Annotated in this window: 23 protein-coding genes and 1 riboswitch; of the genes, 12 read left to right on the top strand and 11 right to left on the bottom strand. The window is 38.3% G+C overall.

Annotation, left to right across the window (positions count from 1 at the left end):
• Window positions 1–77: 77 nt before the first annotated feature.
• Together ACXAE4_RS20800 and ACXAE4_RS20795 are read right to left on the bottom strand one after the other, a co-directional pair.
• Complete coding sequence (locus tag ACXAE4_RS20800; RefSeq protein ID WP_328174715.1) at window positions 78–248, bottom strand: hypothetical protein; 171 nt, start codon at window positions 246–248, stop codon at window positions 78–80.
• Between the two features lie 125 nt (window positions 249–373).
• A complete protein-coding gene (locus ACXAE4_RS20795) occupies window positions 374–568 on the bottom strand; it encodes a YppF family protein (RefSeq protein WP_013056115.1) in 195 nt (64 codons plus the stop codon).
• Window positions 569–798: 230 nt separating this feature from the next.
• Between ACXAE4_RS20795 and ACXAE4_RS20790 the strand changes: the two genes are divergently transcribed.
• Window positions 799–1,212, top strand: a complete 414-nt coding sequence (locus ACXAE4_RS20790; protein WP_289578831.1) for a YppG family protein — start codon at window positions 799–801, stop codon at window positions 1,210–1,212.
• A 31-nt stretch (window positions 1,213–1,243) separates the two neighbouring features.
• Here ACXAE4_RS20790 and ACXAE4_RS20785 read toward each other — a convergent pair whose 3' ends face one another.
• Window positions 1,244–1,390 carry a hypothetical protein gene (locus ACXAE4_RS20785; RefSeq protein WP_165635688.1) on the bottom strand — a complete coding sequence of 49 codons (147 nt, stop codon included), beginning with the start codon at window positions 1,388–1,390 and terminating at the stop codon, window positions 1,244–1,246.
• 145 nt (window positions 1,391–1,535) lie between these two features.
• Window positions 1,536–1,994 carry a CotG/ExsB N-terminal domain-containing protein gene (locus ACXAE4_RS20780; protein WP_475236819.1) on the bottom strand — a complete coding sequence of 153 codons (459 nt, stop codon included), beginning with the start codon at window positions 1,992–1,994 and terminating at the stop codon, window positions 1,536–1,538.
• A gap of 171 nt (window positions 1,995–2,165) precedes the next feature.
• On the opposite strand from ACXAE4_RS20780, the gene ACXAE4_RS20775 reads away from it, so the two are divergent.
• The 5 genes from ACXAE4_RS20775 (at window position 2,166) to ACXAE4_RS20755 (ending at window position 7,871) form a co-directional block, all read left to right on the top strand.
• Window positions 2,166–3,251 (top strand): CotH kinase family protein, encoded by a 1,086-nt coding sequence (locus ACXAE4_RS20775; protein ID WP_165635690.1) that lies wholly within the window; start codon window positions 2,166–2,168, stop codon window positions 3,249–3,251.
• A gap of 142 nt (window positions 3,252–3,393) precedes the next feature.
• On the top strand, window positions 3,394–4,473 hold the full coding sequence (locus ACXAE4_RS20770; protein WP_289578833.1) for a spore coat protein: 1,080 nt from the start codon (window positions 3,394–3,396) through the stop codon (window positions 4,471–4,473).
• A gap of 69 nt (window positions 4,474–4,542) precedes the next feature.
• Complete coding sequence (locus tag ACXAE4_RS20765; RefSeq protein ID WP_028414069.1) at window positions 4,543–5,205, top strand: hypothetical protein; 663 nt, start codon at window positions 4,543–4,545, stop codon at window positions 5,203–5,205.
• 166 nt (window positions 5,206–5,371) lie between these two features.
• Window positions 5,372–5,489, top strand: a riboswitch (SAM riboswitch).
• A gap of 71 nt (window positions 5,490–5,560) precedes the next feature.
• The gene (locus ACXAE4_RS20760) at window positions 5,561–6,706 is read left to right on the top strand and encodes a trans-sulfuration enzyme family protein (protein WP_475236816.1); all 1,146 of its coding nucleotides are present in this window, start codon (window positions 5,561–5,563) and stop codon (window positions 6,704–6,706) included.
• Window positions 6,690–7,871: a trans-sulfuration enzyme family protein gene (locus tag ACXAE4_RS20755; RefSeq protein WP_048018481.1), complete on the top strand. Its 1,182-nt coding sequence runs from the start codon at window positions 6,690–6,692 to the stop codon at window positions 7,869–7,871. Before ACXAE4_RS20760 ends, ACXAE4_RS20755 begins: the two co-directional genes overlap by 17 nt.
• A 34-nt stretch (window positions 7,872–7,905) precedes the next feature.
• Here the strand turns inward: ACXAE4_RS20755 and ACXAE4_RS20750 are convergent, their stop codons facing one another.
• The 4 genes from ACXAE4_RS20750 to ACXAE4_RS20735 form a co-directional block, all read right to left on the bottom strand.
• Window positions 7,906–8,172: a hypothetical protein gene (locus tag ACXAE4_RS20750; RefSeq protein ID WP_028414066.1), complete on the bottom strand. Its 267-nt coding sequence runs from the start codon at window positions 8,170–8,172 to the stop codon at window positions 7,906–7,908.
• 62 nt (window positions 8,173–8,234) lie between these two features.
• Complete coding sequence (locus ACXAE4_RS20745) at window positions 8,235–8,894, bottom strand: SIMPL domain-containing protein (protein WP_099330771.1); 660 nt, start codon at window positions 8,892–8,894, stop codon at window positions 8,235–8,237.
• Between the two features lie 100 nt (window positions 8,895–8,994).
• Window positions 8,995–10,473, bottom strand: a complete 1,479-nt coding sequence (gene putP, locus ACXAE4_RS20740) for a sodium/proline symporter PutP (RefSeq protein WP_028414064.1) — start codon at window positions 10,471–10,473, stop codon at window positions 8,995–8,997.
• A gap of 292 nt (window positions 10,474–10,765) precedes the next feature.
• Window positions 10,766–11,311 carry a YhcN/YlaJ family sporulation lipoprotein gene (locus ACXAE4_RS20735; protein WP_033578433.1) on the bottom strand — a complete coding sequence of 182 codons (546 nt, stop codon included), beginning with the start codon at window positions 11,309–11,311 and terminating at the stop codon, window positions 10,766–10,768.
• Between the two features lie 111 nt (window positions 11,312–11,422).
• On the opposite strand from ACXAE4_RS20735, the gene ACXAE4_RS20730 reads away from it, so the two are divergent.
• From ACXAE4_RS20730 to ACXAE4_RS20720, 3 genes are all read left to right on the top strand, one after another.
• Window positions 11,423–11,590: a hypothetical protein gene (locus ACXAE4_RS20730; protein ID WP_165573336.1), complete on the top strand. Its 168-nt coding sequence runs from the start codon at window positions 11,423–11,425 to the stop codon at window positions 11,588–11,590.
• A 279-nt stretch (window positions 11,591–11,869) separates the two neighbouring features.
• Window positions 11,870–12,073: a cold-shock protein gene (locus ACXAE4_RS20725; RefSeq protein ID WP_013056130.1), complete on the top strand. Its 204-nt coding sequence runs from the start codon at window positions 11,870–11,872 to the stop codon at window positions 12,071–12,073.
• Between the two features lie 104 nt (window positions 12,074–12,177).
• Window positions 12,178–12,366, top strand: coding sequence for a hypothetical protein (locus ACXAE4_RS20720; protein WP_028414062.1), 189 nt, complete (start codon window positions 12,178–12,180; stop codon window positions 12,364–12,366).
• A 270-nt stretch (window positions 12,367–12,636) separates the two neighbouring features.
• On the opposite strand, the gene ACXAE4_RS20715 is transcribed toward ACXAE4_RS20720, so the two are convergent.
• The 3 genes from ACXAE4_RS20715 to ACXAE4_RS20705 form a co-directional block, all read right to left on the bottom strand.
• A complete protein-coding gene (locus tag ACXAE4_RS20715) occupies window positions 12,637–12,948 on the bottom strand; it encodes a DUF6509 family protein (RefSeq protein ID WP_028414061.1) in 312 nt (103 codons plus the stop codon).
• Window positions 12,949–13,108: 160 nt separating this feature from the next.
• Window positions 13,109–14,620 carry a sensor domain-containing diguanylate cyclase gene (locus ACXAE4_RS20710; protein ID WP_098113463.1) on the bottom strand — a complete coding sequence of 504 codons (1,512 nt, stop codon included), beginning with the start codon at window positions 14,618–14,620 and terminating at the stop codon, window positions 13,109–13,111.
• 151 nt (window positions 14,621–14,771) lie between these two features.
• The gene (locus ACXAE4_RS20705; RefSeq protein WP_013056134.1) at window positions 14,772–15,023 is read right to left on the bottom strand and encodes a hypothetical protein; all 252 of its coding nucleotides are present in this window, start codon (window positions 15,021–15,023) and stop codon (window positions 14,772–14,774) included.
• Window positions 15,024–15,144: 121 nt separating this feature from the next.
• On the opposite strand from ACXAE4_RS20705, the gene ACXAE4_RS20700 reads away from it, so the two are divergent.
• The 3 genes from ACXAE4_RS20700 to ACXAE4_RS20690 all read left to right on the top strand — a co-directional run bounded on the left by ACXAE4_RS20700 (window position 15,145) and on the right by ACXAE4_RS20690 (window position 19,481).
• A complete protein-coding gene (locus ACXAE4_RS20700; RefSeq protein ID WP_098113462.1) occupies window positions 15,145–17,415 on the top strand; it encodes a DEAD/DEAH box helicase in 2,271 nt (756 codons plus the stop codon).
• Window positions 17,416–17,419: 4 nt separating this feature from the next.
• Window positions 17,420–18,670, top strand: a complete 1,251-nt coding sequence (locus tag ACXAE4_RS20695) for a ribonuclease H-like domain-containing protein (RefSeq protein WP_098113461.1) — start codon at window positions 17,420–17,422, stop codon at window positions 18,668–18,670.
• A 346-nt stretch (window positions 18,671–19,016) separates the two neighbouring features.
• Window positions 19,017–19,481: a spore coat protein gene (locus tag ACXAE4_RS20690; RefSeq protein ID WP_016763481.1), complete on the top strand. Its 465-nt coding sequence runs from the start codon at window positions 19,017–19,019 to the stop codon at window positions 19,479–19,481.
• Window positions 19,482–19,515 lie beyond the last annotated feature (34 nt).

Genomic DNA, 19,515 nt, shown 5'->3' with positions numbered 1-19,515 from the left:
AGACTTATAAGGTGGGGATTTTCTATGTATGCCTAAAGAGAAAACTCTTTAGGCATTTTATCATGATCAATAAAAAGTTAATCAAAATCTTTTTGTGATTGGATAGAAACAGCTGGGTGATTTTGTGAAGCAACTGTATCGATATGATAATCAACTTTTTCGGTATGTTTAGAAGCAACGGCGTTATTTGTTTTATTTACTGCACTTTGTCCTTGTTTTTTATGATCAAAATGTTTTCCACGACTCATGAAATAAACCTCCTTTATTGAATACTACGTTAAAGCCTTTATAGTATAAACAAGTCAAAAAAGAAGTATGTGTCCACTTTATAGGAAACAAAGAAACCACCGATTTCTCAGTGGTAGTAAAAAAATTAATCATCTTGTGCACTAAAATCAGGCTTAGTAGCTCCAATTTGTTCGAGTTCACGTACAGCGGCTTTGTAATTCATAGGAGTTAAAAAACCTTTTAAATACTGCTGCTGAGCAAAATCGAGTAATTCATTACTTGACTGCGGCTCATATTGTTTCACCGCAATAAAAGCTTCTTGAAGTTCGTTCACATACATGTAAATTCCCTCCTAATCCCCATTTGTGCCACTACGTATAGGTAGTATCGCTTGTTCTTATCGTACCATATATTTAAATAATCTCGTTTTTTTGAAAAATTTAAACTTTCGACAGAAACCTACATATTTTTGAATGCGTTCTCCAAAAGTACAAGTAGACGAACGTCACCTCTTATTTCTGCATACATACTATATATTATGTAATATTAAAAAGGAGGTATTGATTTTGCATGTATACAAGTAAGCACTATCCGTATTATGAGCAACATCAACCAGAACGTTTTGATTTAAGTCAGGTACATCCATTTCCACAGTATCACCAGCAGCTATGGACGGAAGCTTATATGCCGCAACATCCGTACGCTCAGCAACAAATGCCTTTTGGCCCTCAGCAAATTCCCTATATGAACGGAATGTACCAGCAGCCCATGTACAACAATGCAGGTGCGCCTTTTAATCCATATCCTAAAGGTCAGCAGCAAAAGCCTCAGCCATCTCAATTTCAGTCATTAATGTCTCAGTTTAAATCGAGTGATGGCAATTACGATATGAACAAAATGATGAATACTGCCGGACAGATGATGGGAGCCATGAACCAATTAACATCCTTAGTAAAAGGGTTTTCCGGGATTTTCAAAGTATAAGGACTAGAAGTTGTTTTCTAGTCCCAGCTTATTATTTTTTCTGTTGATTTTTCAAATAGTTTTCTCCAAGAAGTGCAAATACTTCATTGTAAGTTAGTCCAGACTGCGCATTTAAACGTTTGATTTCTTCGACATCTGTAGTTGATGAAGTTAAAATTCGATGCTTGTTTTTTTTCATAAAAGCTCTCCTTTTCTATGTAAAATGAATAACGCTCCATCTTAGTATATTTCCAAATGTGCACCTTCTATAAGTGGAAAAAAACGCCGAAGACATTCGTAGTTCTTCGGCGTTTTTTTGCAATAAAGATGAGTGTTTAGAGAAATTAAGAGCGGCGAGTAGAACGGCGAGAGCGGCGAGTAGAACGGCGAGAGCGGCGAGTAGAACGACGAGAGCGGCGAGTAGAACGGCGAGAGCGGCGAGTAGAACGACGAGAACGGCGAGTAGAACGGCGAGAGCGGCGAGTAGAACGGCGAGAGCGGCGAGTAGAACGACGAGAGCGGCGAGTAGAACGGCGAGAGCGGCGAGTAGAACGGCGAGAGCGGCGAGTAGAACGACGAGAGCCGCGAGTAGAACGGTGAGAGCGGCGAGTAGAACGACGAGAGCCGCGAGAAGAGCGACGCGTACCGCGGGTAGAACGGCGAGAGCTGCGACGAGAGCTACGAGAAGAGCGACGCGGCTTTGTTAGTGGACCGGCAGTTGGCTCTTGAAACATAAAAGATTTCAGTTCTGTACATTCTAGGGCTTCAGCAGCCTCTTTAATTTTTTCAGCTGTAATATGCAATACAAAAACCTCCTTGTCAATTGGACTAGGTCTTGCATTAATAGAATACGCGATGATGCTTGTCCTTGATATGAGTCAAAAGTGGAGTTTGCGGAAATAGTTGATGCTGCGGGGTATCATGGAGAATTTACCCTTCATATACTTTAATAATTGAAGAAAGGTGGTCGAATCATGAAGCAAAAAGAAATCCCTCAATACGCTCTGTTTGTGAATGTAAAAGATTTAAAGGAAATGCAAAGAGATATTTGGTCAGAAGAAGCGGTTCAGGCAACGATGAAGTTTAACAAAAAACGCTACGATATTGATTTGCTCCTAAGAGGTTCCCATATTCGGAAGATGAAGAAAAAGTCATATTATATTGAATTTTATTCTCCGAAAATATTTCAGCGCGCCAAAGAAATACACCTAAACGCTGAATACAAAGATCCATCGCTTATGCGCAACAAATTGTCCCTCGATTTTTTCTCTTCTTTAGATGTTTTATCTCCCCACTCTCAGTTTGTCACTCTTAAGATTAATGGGAAAAATGAAGGAATATATCTTCAGCTCGAATCGGTAGATGAACTATTTTTGAAAAAAAGAAATTTAGCGGATGGATCCATATTTTATGCAGTGGACGGAGATGCTAATTTTTCTTTGATGAGCGATTTGGATAAAAAGCCAAAAACAACTTTGTTATCTGGATATGAAGATAAAGCAGTGAGAGAAGGAGACGAGGAAAAATTAGAAAAGTTTATATTTAATATTAATACATGGACAAATACGGAATTCGAACAGAATATTGAGAAGTACCTGAACGTCGACCGCTACTTATCTTGGTTAGTCGGTATTATTTGTATGCAGAATTACGACGGTTTTGTCCATAACTATGCGCTCTATCTAAATCATGAAAGCGGGCGCTTTGAACTGATTCCATGGGATTATGATGCAACTTGGGGAAGAGATGTAAATGGAAAAGTAATGGAAGGAGACTATGTCCGTGCACAAGGATTTAATACGCTTACAGCTCGCTTACTGGCGGTGAACAGCATTAAAAAGCGATATGTTCAAAAAATGAACAATGTTCTAAATAATCAATTTACAATAGAATACATGAAACCAATCATTTATCAACTGCATGAGTATATTGCTCCATATGTATTAAAAGATCCTTACGTAAAAGATAACTTGGAGCAATTTTATAAAGAACCCGAATTTATGCTGTCTTTTATAAAAGAACGAACAGCGTATATTCAAAATAACCTTTTGACTCTTTAAAAAGAGATAGATTTATAGGCAATTTATAGGCAACAGTGGATTTTGTTAATAATAGGCAAATGCAGGAAATCAATAGCTGTACATGATACGTATATATACAGTATGAATGACCAATAAGGATAATCAATAAGGAGGAAAAACAATGAGTAACTATTACTACGACCAAAATCAAGATCAAACTCAAAATGCAAATCGTAGTCGCGCTCGCAAAGTTCAACAAGCTGAAAGCACGGGCTACTCTGCCCATTTTAAACCACTAAAAGGGAGAGTAGTGACTGTATATCGCGGGGGGCCTGAATCTAAAACGGGATATTTAATTGACGTTCAATCAGATTATTTAACACTTGCTCTTGAAACAAATCAAAATAACAACCAGCAAAATAATCAGCCGGCTCAGCTTATTCCACAGCAGCAGTATACATTTATTTATTATCAGCTTGCCCATGTTAAAAGCATTACAGAGGATACGAAGTCTAATTCGGCACAAACATTTTCTGGATTTAATAGTGAAGTAGAACTTCACAGAGCTAACACATTTGCAGGTACTCTATTATTAATGAAAGATAAGCAGGTGCAAATAAATCAAGGTGGTCCAGAGAAGAAAGTGGGTAAAATCCTTGACGTATTAGGCTCATTTGAATCTGCGTATGTCGTATTATTAACAGAAGATGACGGCGTCGTTTATATCAATGTAGAGCATATAAAGAGTGTAAGTGAAGTTGTAAGCAAAAATACACCTGTTGTTCCGCAAAATCCATTATTAGTTGAAGAAACACCTGATTATATCAAAGCGAAAAGTTTTAATGAACTGTTTGAAGAGTTTTCACATAGATGGGTAGCTATTAACGGTGGAGGCCCAGAGGCTGTGGAAGGTGTATTAGTTCAAAGCCGCAGTGGAAACTTTACTCTTGTACAAAATAATCAAGTTTTACGTTTACAACCAAGACACGTAAAAACCATTGCCTTAGGATCAAAAGGATCTTTCAAGCAAAATGAAGAAAATTCTGAGCAAAATGGAGATACAAATGAAGAAGATTCTATGCAAGAGTCAACTACAGTAGATAGAACCGGAGGTCGCACGGATGGCCGTACTGGAGACCGTACCGGAAGACGTACAGGAGGTCGCACAGACGATCGCTCGGGAGGACGCCGTACGGGTTCACGCTCTTCAACACCAGGTGAAAAAGTTATTAAAACGAAAAATTATCGTTGGAAAGCATGACGAACTGGAACGTAAAAGGTGCTTATAAAGCACCTTTTCTATCATATAGGAAAAAGGAGGAGAATGAGAATGAGTATGAATCATTATATTGATAAAATTGTTGAAGTCGATATATCAGGGAAAACAACGTTTATAGGAAAACTTGTTGATCTCGGGTTAGATGTAATGGTTTTATATAATGGACATGATTATTTGTATATTCCTCTTTTACACATACATCGCTTGCGAGAGGTTTCAGAAGAAGATTATACACCTTTACGAACCATAGAAGAGAACTTAATAGAAGAAAGTCAGCGGATTTCTTATCGTAATATTTTACAGCAGGCAAAAGGAAAATTTATTGAAATTTATGTAACAGGAGGAAAATCATTGCATGGCTATATTACAAGCGTGCTGAATGATTATCTTGTGTTTTATTCTCCAGTATATAAAAATGTCTTTGTTTCTTTACATCATTTGAAATGGCTTACCCCTTATAGTAATGAGTTAACCCCTTATTCTTTAAGTGACAAAGAGCTCCCAGTAAGGCCTGCCTCTGCACCTTTTGTCAGAAACTTTGAAGAGCAGCTTAAAAAATATGAAAATCAACTGGTCGTATTAGATTTAGGGGATCAATCAGAAAAAATTGGCGTACTTAAAGAAGTTTCTAATAATATTGTTGAACTAATTACGGCAAATGGAGAAAGTATGTACTGGAAGTTAGCTCACGTAAAATCTGTGCACTTGCCTTAGAAAAAGAGACCTTGGTGTCGTCTCTTTTTTTATGTGCTTATCAGGACAAGTATATTGAATAAACAAATGAGATGATTTAAATTTTTTAGAAAATTATGTTGACAATAAAGAAAATCTTTATTAAAGTTAGTAACAACAAACGTTAACCACCAACAATTATATAGAACTCTTATCAAGAGTGGCGGAGGGACTGGCCCTGCGATGCCCGGCAACCATCAAATGAAACATTCATTTGAACGGTGCTAATTCCTGTGGAACATCAGTATTGTTCTAACAGATGAGAGAAATCGTGTATAAACGAACACTCTTCCATCTGTGAAGAGTGTTTTTTATTTTGAGTTAAGGAGAGAAATAGATGAAAATTGAAACTTTATTAGTTCGTTCAGGAGTAGGTCGTGACCCTTCAACAGGTTCTATTACAACACCCATTTACCAAGCATCAACATTTGCTCATCCTGCTTTAGGGCAAAGTACGGGATTTGACTATGCACGTACGGCAAACCCTACTCGTACAGCATTGGAAGAAGCAATTGCTGCTTTAGAAAAAGGCGAAGTAGGAGTAGCATTCGCTTCAGGAATGGCGGGTGTAATGGCAGTTTTAGCACTATTTAAAAACGGAGATCATTTAATTGTATCAGAGGATTTATACGGAGGAACGTACCGAGTACTAAATGAAATCTTTTCAGAGCAAGGAATTACTGTTTCGTACGTCAACACAGCCCATCTCGAGCAAGTAAAAGATGCGCTTCGTCCCAACACGAAAGCTCTATTTATTGAAACACCTACAAATCCAATGATGCACGTGACTGATTTGCCAGAAGCAATTGCGTTAGCTAAACAGCATGATTTGCTTACTATCGTTGACAATACATTCATGTCCCCTTACTATCAGCGTCCTTTAGAGCTCGGAGCAGATATTGTGATACATAGTGCAAGCAAATACATTGGGGGTCATAATGATGTAGTTGCTGGTCTTGTAGTCGCTCGATGTAGTAGCTTAGGAGAGAAAATTCGTTTTTATCAAAATGCAGCTGGGGCAATCTTAGGTCCACAGGATAGCTGGCTGTTATTGCGCGGTATTAAGACGCTAGCGCTTCGTATGGAAAAACATAACGAAAACGCACTGAAAATTGCAAATTGGCTTACTGCTCATGATTCCGTGGAAAAAGTGTATTACCCTGGTCTTGAAACACATCCGGGCTATGAAATCATGAAGAAACAAGCAACTGGATTTGGAGGCATGATTTCTTTTGCTGTCTCACACCCTAACATCGTGTCAGTACTTTTAGAAAATGTTAAAGTTATTACATTTGCAGAAAGCTTAGGAGGCGTGGAAAGTTTAATGACATTCCCAGCTCGTCAAACACACGCTGATATTCCGGAGGAAATTCGAAATCGTGTCGGAGTAACAAACTGTTTACTTCGATTATCAGTTGGAATTGAGCACGCAGATGATTTAATTAAAGATTTGAAGGAGGCATTTGATGCATACCAACAATAATAAACATAGATTTGGTACGAACTTAATTCATGCAAATACAGGAATTGACGGTCATTTTGGAGCGGTTAACGTACCTATTTATCAGGTATCTACATTTAATCAAGAAGATGAGACGAACAACGGCCGCTATGACTATTCTCGTTCAGGAAACCCAACGCGTGAGGCTTTAGAAAACACTATTGCTCAGCTAGAAAATGGATACGCTGGTTTTGCTTTTTCATCAGGTATGGCTGCTATTTCATCGGTGTTATCTATTTTTGAATCAGGAGATGAAATTTTAGTTTCACACGATACGTACGGCGGGACATATCGTGTATTAACACGACTATTTTCAAAGTTTGGTATCAAAACAACTTTTGTTGATACAACGAAGGTTGAGAAAGTAGAAGAAGCTATCACAAAAGATACGAAGGCTATTTATATCGAAAGCCCTTCAAATCCATTTTTACAGGTAACGGATATTAAAGCAGTAGCAAGTTTGGCGAAGGAGCACAATCTCCTTACAATTGTGGATAACACGTTTTTAACACCTTATCTACAGCAGCCGATTGACCTTGGTGTAAATATTGTCATTCATAGTGCTACAAAATATATCAGCGGCCACAGTGACGTCATTGGCGGTTTAGTTGTAGTAAGCGATGAAAAGCTAGCGGAAGAAGTAAAGTTTGTACAAAATGCTTTTGGTGCTATCTTGGGGCCACAGGATTGTTTTTTACTGCTTCGAGGCATTAAGACATTAAAAGTTCGTTTAGATCAGCAGTTAAAAACAGCGCTGCAGTTTGCAAAGTGGCTTGAAGAACAATCTCTAGTGAGCCGTGTATACTACCCAGGCTTAAAAAGTCATCCGGACCACAAACTCATTTCAGAACAAGCAAATGGATACGGAGCTATGATTTCTTTCCAAGTGCAGGATGAAGAAGTAGCACGACATATTTTACAAGGAGTCAAATTAGCTTCAATTGGAGTTAGTCTAGGTGCAGTTGAATCCATTCTCACGCATCCTGCAACAATGTCTCATGCAAGTATCCCAAAAGAAGTACGTGAAGAAAAAGGAATTACTGATTCACTTCTTCGCCTTTCAGTAGGGCTAGAGGAATTCGAGGATTTGAAGCAAGACTTTAACGCTGTTTTTCAAAGCTTAGAAGAAAAAGCGTTAATTAAATAAAAAAAGGACTTCCATTAAGGAAGTCCTTTTTTTGTTATATACAGCTATCTAAAAGGTTTGTGTATAGGGACGTAAGCGCAACTTTTTCATCAGAGGAAAGACTGCTGTTTAGAATTCTTTTTATGCCAAGATGATATTTTACATACGGTGTTTGCCGAACGCGTGGATGAGTCATTTCATCTTTTAAATCTTTCAGAATGGCTTCGTGAAGCTGATCTTCACTTGTCAGGGCTTGTTTAGAAGCGAAAGAACGGTTCAACCATAGGGTCTGATAAGCTGCTAGTAAATGTTCAGAAGTCATTGTGCAAAGAGCTCCTTTAGATTAGTTTCTTCATTATAATAATCTATAGTTTATCATAAGTATTAATACGTGTACGTAACTTTTACAGAAGCGGATACAGTCAAGGACTGAGCTTGGATAGGGGGAGAGGCTGCTAATAACTTAGGCGAGGAGCCAGATGACTGATAGACGGGGCCTTCTTCGATTAAAATGGGGATTTGGTTAATAGGGAGCTGCAGCGTGTTGGCAATGGTAAAGGCCTTTTCTTTAGCGTTAAGCAAAGCTTTACTTATCGCTTCTTGTTCATATTTATCATCATTTGTAACGTGAAATTGAAGATCTTGCGCTACGTTGGCTCCGCTTGAAAACGTAGCGTTATAAACATCGCCAGCTTGTTTTACATCTTGTACTCTTACTCTAAACAAATGCTGTACTTCGTATCCTGTAAGAGTCGATTTTCCATCGCTGTAATCATATTTAGGATTTATAGTGAATGAAGCTGTTTCAATTTGCTGGTCATTGATTCCAAGTTTTTGTATCTCTTGCAGCAGAGTATTTGAAACAGCTGAATTTTCTTTTAAGGCTTCTTGAACGTCTCGGTTTTCCGTGCGCGTTCCAATCGTCATGGAAATTTCATTTGGAATGGCTGAAGCACTTCCTTCACCAGTTACTTTAATTTCTCTATTTTGTGTATCTGCGCGCAGTGGCTGTGTAGGTTCATAAGGGAAATAAGAATGTTGCATGTAAAAACCCTCCTTAATCCGTCTTTAGTACATATATATGACTGCAGGGCTTGCATTAAAAGCAAAAAGTACACAAGTCGTAACTTGTGTACTTTTTTTACTATTTTGTATGCTGTTCTAATACGCTTTCCATGTTTCTAAATTGATCTTCTACAGCTTCTGAAGGCTTTTTTGTTAACAGACTTACTACAATAACAGCCAGCAAGCTTAAGAAAAATCCAGGAATCATTTCGTAAAGGGCATCTTTCAATGGAGTATTTACCCAAATTAATACTGTAGCTGCACCTACAATCATTCCTGCAAGGGCTCCCCATCTAGTCATACGCTTCCAGTAAAGACTTAGTAAAATGGCCGGGCCAAATGCAGAACCAAATCCAGCCCATGCGTATCCGACAAGTCCTAAAATCGTATCACTAGGCTTTAAAGAAAGCAAAATACCAATAATTGCAACACCTAAAACCGCAGCTCTTCCGACTGTTACAAGCTCTTTGTCAGAGGCTTTACGTCGGAAAAATGTTTTATAAAAATCTTCTGTAACAGAGCTTGCCGTTACAAGCAGCTGAGAAGAAATAGTACTCATAATCGCTGCCAATAAAGCTGCATATAAAAATCCAGTAATTAATGGATTAAATAAAACATCAGCAAATTTAATAAAGATTGTTTCAGGATCCCCAAGTTTCATCCCAGTTTGATCCACATAAGCAATTCCAACAAGACCCGTTAACATAGCGCCAATGATTGATAGGATCATCCAGCTCATACCGATACGACGGGCAGGCTTTAATTCTTTAATAGAAGAGATTGCCATAAAGCGAACGATAATATGAGGTTGACCAAAATAGCCAAGTCCCCAGGCTAAAAAAGAAATAATCCCTACTACGGTTGTACCTTTAAATAAATCAAGGTAAGTTGGATCGATATTTTTTACAATATCCATTGTTGTTCCAACGCCGCCTAAGTCAGTAAAGGCTACAATAGGCACTAAAACAAGGGCAATGAACATAATAACGCCTTGCACAAAATCTGTTAAACTAACGGCTAAGAAACCGCCGAACAGAGTATAGGCAATAACGACAGCAGCCGTTACAAATAGTCCTATTTGGTAATTTAAACCAAATGCCGATTCGAACAATCTTCCGCCTGATACCATACCAGCTGAAGTGTAAAGAGTGAAGAAAATAAAGATAACAATCGCTGATACTGTTCGAAGAACCTTGGCATGGTCCCCAAAGCGATTTTCAAAAAAGTCCGGAATTGTAATGGAGTCATTCGCTACTTCCGTATAAGTGCGAAGACGCGGAGCGAGGATTAAATAATTTAAATAAGCACCAATAGATAAACCTACTGCAAGCCATAAACTTGAAAGACCTGTCACGTACATGGATCCAGGAAGGCCCATTAACATCCATCCGCTCATATCTGAAGCACCTGCTGAAAGCGCAGTAACAGCCGGACCTAGTCCGCGTCCGCCTAGCATGTAACCCGATACGTCTTGAGTTGTTTTTGTGTAGGCATACCATCCTATTCCGAGCATTCCTACAAAATAAATGCCCAGTGAAATATAAACACCAATATCCACCAAATCTCCCCTTTATGCATTTTTTATGCATGAAACGAGCACTGCTCGCCATGCAAACATCTTATGGTTTCTAAAACTAACAAACTTTTCCCTTACTATCAACCCACAAAACCGTAAAATACATGAGGCGAAAATCCCCTATCCCTCTATAATAAAGAAATGAAAACGTTTTCAAAATAAAATAAAATAAAAATATTCAGAAACTTATAAGTGCATTTTTTATGCAATATTTTATGCAATGGGTAAAATAAAAAGAGCATTTTATAAAATGCTCTTTTGACATTCATGTATATTAGCGTGAATTTGGAAACACGCGGCGAACAACTTCTGAAAACTCGTCAAACAGTCCAGAGACTGGTTTACCCGTTTGAAGCTTGTCTACATATCCATTCATACGGTTTACAAAGTCGGGGTTTGTTGATACAAACACTCGATGAACACTGCCGTCGGCTTTTCGTACTTCGTGTGCGATCTTATGCTCCATATCTTTTGTGAGATTGCCTTCTTTGTTATCGTCTAATACAGCTGCTACATAAGCTGTATGGTCGGTTACGATTACGTTAGCATCTTTTACATTTTTTAACGCTACGATACGATCAGCTGCCACATCGGCTACTCTCATTCCGCCGGACTGATTGTACTGTTCTTTCTCATTACGCTGTACGTCTTGCGTATTATTTACGTCATTCATTTTCGTTTTATTGTTTCCATTTTCATATGTGACGTTGCGGACTGTATTATCGTCAATGACGCCATCTTTACCTTGATCTGCTGTGCTGCAGCCGAATAAAGAAAGGGTCGTCATGCAGCCTACAACAAACAAAAACGATTTCTTCATGATAGTATCACTCCTTATAAGTTTTAACCTTTCTTATAATTTGTTAAAAACGTGTGAAGCATACATGAAAAATATAAAAAAGCCTATACTATCGAAAAAGGAGGAATATGTATGAGTGAAATCCGACAAAGCATATTTGTGCTTCATACAAAAGAAGAAAACCATGAAGAAACAACAACGTTTGCGTTAACTTCAGAAGAAGCTAAGCTATTATTTGAAACTCTGCAAAATAAACGAAAAGAAATTATCGACGCCCATATTGATAACATGTTGACGTAAGGAAGGTAAATATCTTGTAAAACAGATGAGCCATATGTTAAAGGTGGCCAAATATTTGCATTCTACATATAGGTATAGTATAATGTAAACGCAACCAAATATAATTAATACTATGTTTTGACCATATACTCGAATTAGATTTAGTGAAAATTCACTTGTTATAAAGGAGATCTACTTCGCGTAGGTCTCTTTTATAATATGTGAATTTTTTATTTACGGTATAAATGTAAATATAGAGTAACATATTAAAATTTTTACATTTTTTGGAGGTTTTTTTACATGGCTACTACAGGTACAGTAAAATGGTTTAACAGTGAAAAAGGCTTCGGTTTTATCGAAGTACCAGGCGAAAATGATGTATTTGTTCATTTTTCAGCTATCCAATCTGAAGGCTTCAAAACATTAGAAGAAGGCCAAAAAGTTGAATTTGAAATCGTTGAAGGCCAACGTGGACCTCAAGCGGAGAATGTTGTAAAATTATAATTCAACGCTACATATGAAAGCTGCCGATCGGCAGCTTTTTTTGTGCGAATTTGTTTTATTTGTATGATTAAGAAAATAGATTAAAGTAGGGGAGAAGGGAAGGCGTGAGTTCATTTCATTGCTGTGCCACATGTCAACATTTTCAAAGCATTAAATTGGATAAGGGAATGAAGTATCAATGCAAGAGACTAGGCTATGAAACTCGTCCTGCTTATCAGTTTACATGCTGGGAACCAAAAGAAGTAGTTAAAAAGCTAATGGAAAAACGAAATCAAAAAGATATTGATACATAACGAAATCGATCCCATCTAAAGACGAACAAATGGAATGGATTCTCTAGTATGAATTGCTTGTTACATAGCTGTTGGTTTCCGTGCAAGACTGCGCTTTCCGCGGGCGGGCGCTGAGCCTTGCCCTCCAATCAACAGCTATAAGCACCTACATACATGAAACCTAAGTTCACCATCACTACGAAAAAATCCGAACGAGTTGGATTCTCCATCAGGAATCTCAATTCATCGTTCGGATTTTTACTAAACTACTTTTGTTCCAGCCGCTTTTAATTATTCCTCTTTATCTGTCCCTTCCTCTGAAGGTAAATGCTTCCCGCAAAACTCTTTGACAGCTGCTTCTTCCTCTTCTTCTAGGTCGAAGTCTAATACTTTATTTGTTGAAACTTCGTAGAAATGAGTCTGGGCAATAGAAGTGTTATCTTCGCCTTTAATATATACTACGCGTAGTGCTAGGTCGCTGCCGGTATATAATTCATCCTCTTCTTCTACCTCAATGTATAAATGAAATTCATAGCGTTCACCTAGAAGGAGACCAAATGGATCCTGCAATTGTTCAGCTGTATATTCTTTAATTGTAAACATATGTACGTCCTTTCCATATATCAGTAAAATACTTGCATCATCTATTATAGTTTTTCTTTGCAAAGAAAGAAAGTGCATGCGTAATTCATGCACGGATTTATTCCTTGGTCATTCTATTTAGCGAATCTACTTGATGCGATGGCGCAAGGACTTCGATGATTTACTTAAAGATGGAAGAAACGCGCGTATGTTTTTGCTTATACATGGCAGCATCTGCTTTTTGAATTAATGTATCTAGGTTGGTGTCGTCTGAAGGCGCACATATAATAAACCCGTAACTCGCAGACAGTGCATATGGCTTCTTACATTCTTTCTTTTTATCTTCTAGCTGATTATTAATATTTTGCCATAGCTCGTGTACGTATTCTTCCGTTTGTTCAGGAGCAATTAATAAAAACTCATCACCTCCGTAGCGAAAGAGCGTATCATCCTTGCTAATATAACCACTAATTGATTCTGCTATTGTTTTAATAAGCCAGTCGCCTTCTCTATGACCGTATTGATCATTTACTAGTTTTAAGGAATTAATATCGATAAAACATAATACAAAAGATGTATCATTGGTTTTAGCTCTCAGCAGTTCCAGCTGCAGTTTTTCCATTCCGCTTCTTCGATTTAAAATTCCGGTTAGCATATCAGTTGAAGCGTGCAAGCTCAATTCATGCTCAACCGCTTTCAAATCGGTTATATCGGTAATACCTGCGAGTATGCAGCTTTCGCTTCTATACTCTAGTAATTCATAATTGATCATAACCCACTTAGAGTCTCCATGTTCACGTGCTTCTAGGATGTAGTTTTTTACATGCTTTTTTTGTTGAAGACGTTTTAAAATCTCCTCTCGATCTTCATCAGTAGGGTAGATTATAAATCCGTCTAGTTGATCAAGATCTTGAGAAGCAAGATTGTAAAAATGAATAGCTTTATTGTTAATGAGCAGCACTTTGTGGTCGGATAATCTCGTTAATAGTAAAGGATAGGGATTAATTTTGAACAGCGTAAAAAAATTATGTTCGCTTTCTTTTAGCTTTAAATGATTCATATATTCTTTGTGACGGTATGTATAGAGAATATATGAGATAAGCAAAGCGATAGCAACTGCTGCAGTTGTATTGATCTGCTTTGAAATAAGAGAAAAAGAATCCGGTACATATCGTGATAAGCCATATAGTAAAAAAAGATGGTTAGGAATAAAAATAATGCACAGATGTTTTAATTTCATAGGACATAAAACAGCTGTGGAAATCAAAAGCATCATATAGACGTCTACGCGACCTGTGAAAAGCTGGCTGTTAATAGTAGAAAGTGCTGCAGCAAATACGTAATAAAATATATAGCCATATACCATGGTGCTTAAGTAGTTAGCAAATCGCTCTTTTCTTTTACTAAAATAATAGAAGAATAAATAAAGAGAAGAGAGAGCGAAACTAGTGAAATGAATACCAATTAGTGTATGTCTAAACTGAGATGTCCCCGCATGTTGAAGTAAAGAAAACCCTATATAAATATAAAGAGGGTAGGAAATGACAAGAGCAAGTGAAACTAGCTTGACTCTTTGTTGAAGCATTTCTGTATTCGTTTTATCGAACATTTTATCTTCATTAACTTCTCTTCCTGAAGGGAAACGAAATTTCTTCAGAAAGGAGAAAGGTAAAAGCGAAAGAAGAAATGACATGACCATCATCTCCATATCTTTTTTTAGGTATTTTAGCATGTTTGTATAAGAAAAGACATGAATTTTTTAGATGAAAATGTCTGCTTTTCCATCAAGAAAAAGCACTAAGAGTTATAGGAGTAAAGGTGAGACCAAAGGGCCCCACCTTTTTTTATTGAAGTTTATTTGATTCAGCATGCCGTACAAACATGGTTTCATCTTCTACTAAGCCGCAAGCTCCGCACTGAATGCGTTTTTGGGGTCCGTTATAAGCAGCGTGAAAGGCATCGAGCGTATCGTTTGTGTATTCTTCTACGACGTCTCCGCTTCTTGGGTCCATTTTTACAGGTTTTGCATTTTGTTCAATGATATTAAAGCGCGTTCGATTTGTTTTGCAGCTGGGGCAAAGATAAGGGCTTCCCATTTTTAACATCTCCTTGAAAAATTTACTGTATTAATACCATGTCCGAATCCACCAAAAACATACAAAAACTTATGGTTTTCTATCGAACGTTCATTCGTTAAAATAGAAGCAGGTGATGAAAATGAGAATACGAAAAAACTTACAAGAAGTAATAGATATCTTGCAAACGAATCCATCGTATCAGCAAAATATTGTTCATTGGCATACAATCGAAGAGAAAGAAGCTAAAACTGCGCCATTTCCAGCTTCTTTGCATACGAAACTGCGGGAAGCACTTGAAAAACGAGGAATTGGTTCGCTTTATACGCATCAAAAAACAGCGTTTGATTTGGCGACAGCTAAGAAGAATGTTGTGGCCGTTACGCCAACAGCCTCGGGGAAAACACTGTGCTACAACTTGCCGGTACTGCAAAGTATTATGGAGAACGATCAAGCTAGAGCTCTTTATTTGTTTCCAACAAAAGCGCTTGCCCAAGATCAAAAAAGTGAATTAAATGAAATCATTGAAGAAATGGAAGTGCCAATCAATAGCTATACGTATGATGGAGATACTCCGGCAAATATCCGCCAAAAGGTGAGAAAAGCAGGGCATATCGTTATTACGAATCCGGATATGCTTCATTCAGCTATTTTACCTCATCATACAAAATGGGTATCACTGTTTGAGAATCTGAAATACATTGTGATTGATGAACTTCATACGTACCGCGGTGTTTTTGGAAGCCACGTAGCCAACGTTATACGCCGGTTAAAACGAATTTGTCGCTACTATGGAAGCGATCCTATCTTTATTTGTACATCAGCGACCATCGCTAATCCAAAAGAACTCGCTGAACATTTAACGGGAGCTCATGTTACGTTAGTAGATAACAACGGAGCGCCTAGCGGCCGCAAACATTTTATTTTTTATAACCCGCCTATTGTGAATAAACCGTTAAACATTAGAAGAAGTGCTACGCTTGAAGTGCGAAATATTGCAGGAGAGTTTTTGAAAAATAAAATTCAAACGATTGTATTTGCACGAAGCCGAGTACGAGTGGAAATTATTTTAACGTATCTGCAGGAGCTCGTAAAAAACCAGCTTCAACATAAGTCTATTCAAGGGTATCGAGGAGGATATTTGCCGAAGCAGCGACGCGAAATAGAAAGAGGACTTCGAGAGGGAAGTATTTACGGGGTAGTCAGTACGAATGCTTTAGAGCTAGGAGTGGATATCGGGCAGCTGCAGGTGTGTGTAATGACAGGTTATCCAGGCACGGTTGCAAGCGCTTGGCAGCAAGCAGGACGAGCAGGAAGACGTCATGGAGAAGCCGTCATTGTGATGGTCGCAAGTTCAAGTCCGCTTGATCAGTATATGATTCAGCATCCGGATTACTTTTTTAGCAGAAATCCAGAAACAGCTCGAATTAATCCTGATAATCTTGTTATTTTAGTCGATCATTTAAAATGTGCGTCCTATGAGCTGCCGTTTAAGCAGGGAGAAACATTTGATGGGGTAGAAATTGAAGACGTGCTGGAGTTTTTGCAAGAAGAACGAGTGATTCATTTTAGCGGAGATAAATGGTACTGGATGAATGATTCCTTTCCAGCTCATAATATCAGTCTGCGCTCTGCATCCCAAGAAAATGTTGTCATCATTGATCAATCGGACGTTGCAAATGTGAAAGTAATTGGAGAAATGGATCGCTTTAGTGCTATGACGCTTCTTCATGATGAGGCGATTTACTTGCATCAAGGCATTCAGTATCAAGTAGAATACTTGGACTGGGATGAGAAAAAAGCGTATGTTCGTGAAGTCGATGTAGATTATTTTACCGATGCAAACTTGGCGGTTAACTTGAAGGTTCTAGAAGCTGATAAAGAACGACTGGAAGGGACATATTCAATCAGTTATGGCGATGTAATGGTCAGCGCCATGGCGACAATATTTAAAAAAATAAAGTTTGAGACGCATGAAAACATAGGGTCAGGTCCCATTTCACTTCCGGAAGAAGAGCTTCATACAAATGCCGTGTGGCTAAGCTTTGAAAAAGAACAGTTTCACGAATCTGAAGAACGATTGGAACAAGCACTTATTTCCGTGGCAAATGCCATTCAGTCAATTGCACCGCTTATGGTGATGTGCGATCCTTCTGATTTACATGTAGTGCCTCAGATAAAAGCGGTGCACAATGAACAGCCCACTATCTTCTTATATGACCGATACCCGGGAGGCATTGGCCTAAGCGATAAAGTATACGAACAAATGAATGATGTGCTAAGTCAAACTAATCAATTAATTGTAAATTGTTCTTGCGAAAGCGGCTGTCCGTCCTGTATTGGTATGGAAGCACAGGGAGAACACGCAAAAAGCGATGCGCTCGTACTGCTACAACAACTGCAAAGTAGGTGAACTCGTGTCTTTTAAAAATAAATTAAACCGTATGAAAAAGCATCTTCATGTTACAGAAGCGAAGCCTCCGGTTGAAAGTAACCCCCAGCGATCTAAGGGCGCGTCTATTTCCTATGAGCAGGAATGGAAGGGAAATCATGCTGCGCCTTACTTTGCCGAAGACAGCTACTGTATGATCAGAGAAGTGGTTTACCCGCTCGACTACAAGCATGGACATTATGAATTTAATGAGCTGAAAAAAGTAGTGGAAGTATGGAATCAGTCTACAGTTGCTCATCCGCTTTCATCAAAAGGCCACACATATTCAGATTTGTTTTTCTTTGATACGGAAACGACGGGGCTTAGTACAGGTACGGGAACGACTATCTTTTTGCTAGGATACGCAAGGGTGTTAAAAGATTCCGTCGTTTTTCGTCAGCATATATTAACCGAGCCAAGTGGAGAAGTAGCATTTTATGAAAGTTTTTTAAAAGAAGTAGACTACACGACGCTTGTGACTTATAATGGTAAATCTTTCGATTGGCCTCACGTCAAGACTCGCCATACGCTATTGAGAGATCATTTGCCCAAGCTGCCTAAGTTCGGTCACTTTGATTTACTGCATGCGTCAAGAAGGCTGTGGAAACATAAAATGGGTTCGGTTAAGCTTGCGAATGTCGAAAAAGAAATACTTGGAATTGAACGAGTTGATGATATTCCCGGTTTCTTAGCTCCCATGATTTATTTTGATTTTATTGAAACGAAAAATCCAAGAGGCTTATTCGACATTATGAAACATAATGAACATGATATTTTATCGCTTATTACCTTATACATTCATTTATCAAAACATCTCCTTACTAGTGAGGAGTTTACAGAAAAAGAAACATATGAAGTGGCAAGGTGGTATGAGCAGTTGGGGGAGAACAAGCACGCTTTCTCCCTTTATCAAGGCGTAGCGGAAAAAGAAAAAGAAGAGCATGAAAAAGCTCAGCTAGCGATGGCTTATCATTATAAAAAAGAGAAGAGTTGGAAAGAGGCAGTGGACATGTTTGAACCCTTGGTTCAAACATGTGAAGGTGACGTCGCTATAGAAGCACTGGTTGAGTTAGCTAAAATTTATGAGCATCGTCTCAAAGATGTTCATCAAGCACTTCTATATACTGAGCTAGCCTCGGAGAAGTGGAATCAACTCAGGGGAATGACGAAAAAAACGTCGAAGGAAGCGCTTGAAAAAAGACTTCTTAGATTAAAAAATAAATCAGCTAAAGGATAGGCTTCAGCTGATTTATTTTAAAATATTCAGAATTATTATTCTTTTGTTTTTGTAGACGTTTTATATTGTTCTATTTTTCAGTCATTGATAAAATTAGTCAATGTAAGACTGATTCTTACAGCTTAAAAACAGAACTTTGGTGAGATGGAGAGAGGCCTCATGAAAAATGTGATTTTAGTATCATTTTTCGCATTAATTTGTTTAACAGTAATTGTCTTAAGCAGTTTGAAAAATTCGTATAACTCCTTTATGTAGGTCAAAAATAGGTGTTTGTCTTAGTACATGTACATTACCCTTCACATATTGTAATAGTGTAATAACTAAACAGTGAAAGGGGAAAAAGGATATGTATCCAAGACCAACAAAATGTATGCCACCAATTGTGCATCCAACAAAATGCTGCACACAGTTTACTTCTCAGGAGGTAGTTGTACCTCACATTCATCCAAGTCATAATACATTGGTGAATCATACAAATGTGAAGCACGTGCATTACTTCCCGCAAACACAATCTGTTGTAAATGAAACTTCAAATCAACAGTTTTTTGGCGGTGCGCAGCAATATCCAACTCAAGTAGGTGGAGCAGGCTATCCAGGTCAAATGGGAGGCTACCCAGGTCAAGTAGCAGGTGCTGGTTATCCAGGCCAAGGAGGCTACCCAGGTCAAGTAGGTGGAGCTGGTTTTCCAGGCCAAGGAGGTTACCCAGGTCAAGTAGCAGGCGCTAGTTATCCTGGACACAAAGGTTGCGGCCAAGGAAGCTGTCATACAAAAGGCGCGCATCAAGGACCTAATTCAGGGTATTTTAGATAATGTACGTTAATAGGAGCTGATTACATCAGTTCCT

This window comes from Priestia sp. ABM2_011 (assembly GCF_056158845.1).
This window is presented reverse-complemented; position numbering and strand designations above follow the sequence as displayed.

Coding starts and splice junctions, on each gene's coding strand:
- ACXAE4_RS20800 (WP_328174715.1), bottom strand. CDS start 248: ATGAGTCGTGGAAAACATTTTGATCATAAAAAACAAGGACAAAGTGCA.
- ACXAE4_RS20795 (WP_013056115.1), bottom strand. CDS start 568: ATGTATGTGAACGAACTTCAAGAAGCTTTTATTGCGGTGAAACAATAT.
- ACXAE4_RS20790 (WP_289578831.1), top strand. CDS start 799: ATGTATACAAGTAAGCACTATCCGTATTATGAGCAACATCAACCAGAA.
- ACXAE4_RS20785 (WP_165635688.1), bottom strand. CDS start 1,390: ATGAAAAAAAACAAGCATCGAATTTTAACTTCATCAACTACAGATGTC.
- ACXAE4_RS20775 (WP_165635690.1), top strand. CDS start 2,166: ATGAAGCAAAAAGAAATCCCTCAATACGCTCTGTTTGTGAATGTAAAA.
- ACXAE4_RS20770 (WP_289578833.1), top strand. CDS start 3,394: ATGAGTAACTATTACTACGACCAAAATCAAGATCAAACTCAAAATGCA.
- ACXAE4_RS20765 (WP_028414069.1), top strand. CDS start 4,543: ATGAGTATGAATCATTATATTGATAAAATTGTTGAAGTCGATATATCA.
- ACXAE4_RS20760 (WP_475236816.1), top strand. CDS start 5,561: ATGAAAATTGAAACTTTATTAGTTCGTTCAGGAGTAGGTCGTGACCCT.
- ACXAE4_RS20755 (WP_048018481.1), top strand. CDS start 6,690: ATGCATACCAACAATAATAAACATAGATTTGGTACGAACTTAATTCAT.
- ACXAE4_RS20750 (WP_028414066.1), bottom strand. CDS start 8,172: ATGACTTCTGAACATTTACTAGCAGCTTATCAGACCCTATGGTTGAAC.
- ACXAE4_RS20745 (WP_099330771.1), bottom strand. CDS start 8,894: ATGCAACATTCTTATTTCCCTTATGAACCTACACAGCCACTGCGCGCA.
- ACXAE4_RS20735 (WP_033578433.1), bottom strand. CDS start 11,311: ATGAAGAAATCGTTTTTGTTTGTTGTAGGCTGCATGACGACCCTTTCT.
- ACXAE4_RS20730 (WP_165573336.1), top strand. CDS start 11,423: ATGAGTGAAATCCGACAAAGCATATTTGTGCTTCATACAAAAGAAGAA.
- ACXAE4_RS20725 (WP_013056130.1), top strand. CDS start 11,870: ATGGCTACTACAGGTACAGTAAAATGGTTTAACAGTGAAAAAGGCTTC.
- ACXAE4_RS20715 (WP_028414061.1), bottom strand. CDS start 12,948: ATGTTTACAATTAAAGAATATACAGCTGAACAATTGCAGGATCCATTT.
- ACXAE4_RS20710 (WP_098113463.1), bottom strand. CDS start 14,620: ATGTCATTTCTTCTTTCGCTTTTACCTTTCTCCTTTCTGAAGAAATTT.
- ACXAE4_RS20705 (WP_013056134.1), bottom strand. CDS start 15,023: ATGGGAAGCCCTTATCTTTGCCCCAGCTGCAAAACAAATCGAACGCGC.
- ACXAE4_RS20700 (WP_098113462.1), top strand. CDS start 15,145: ATGAGAATACGAAAAAACTTACAAGAAGTAATAGATATCTTGCAAACG.
- ACXAE4_RS20690 (WP_016763481.1), top strand. CDS start 19,017: ATGTATCCAAGACCAACAAAATGTATGCCACCAATTGTGCATCCAACA.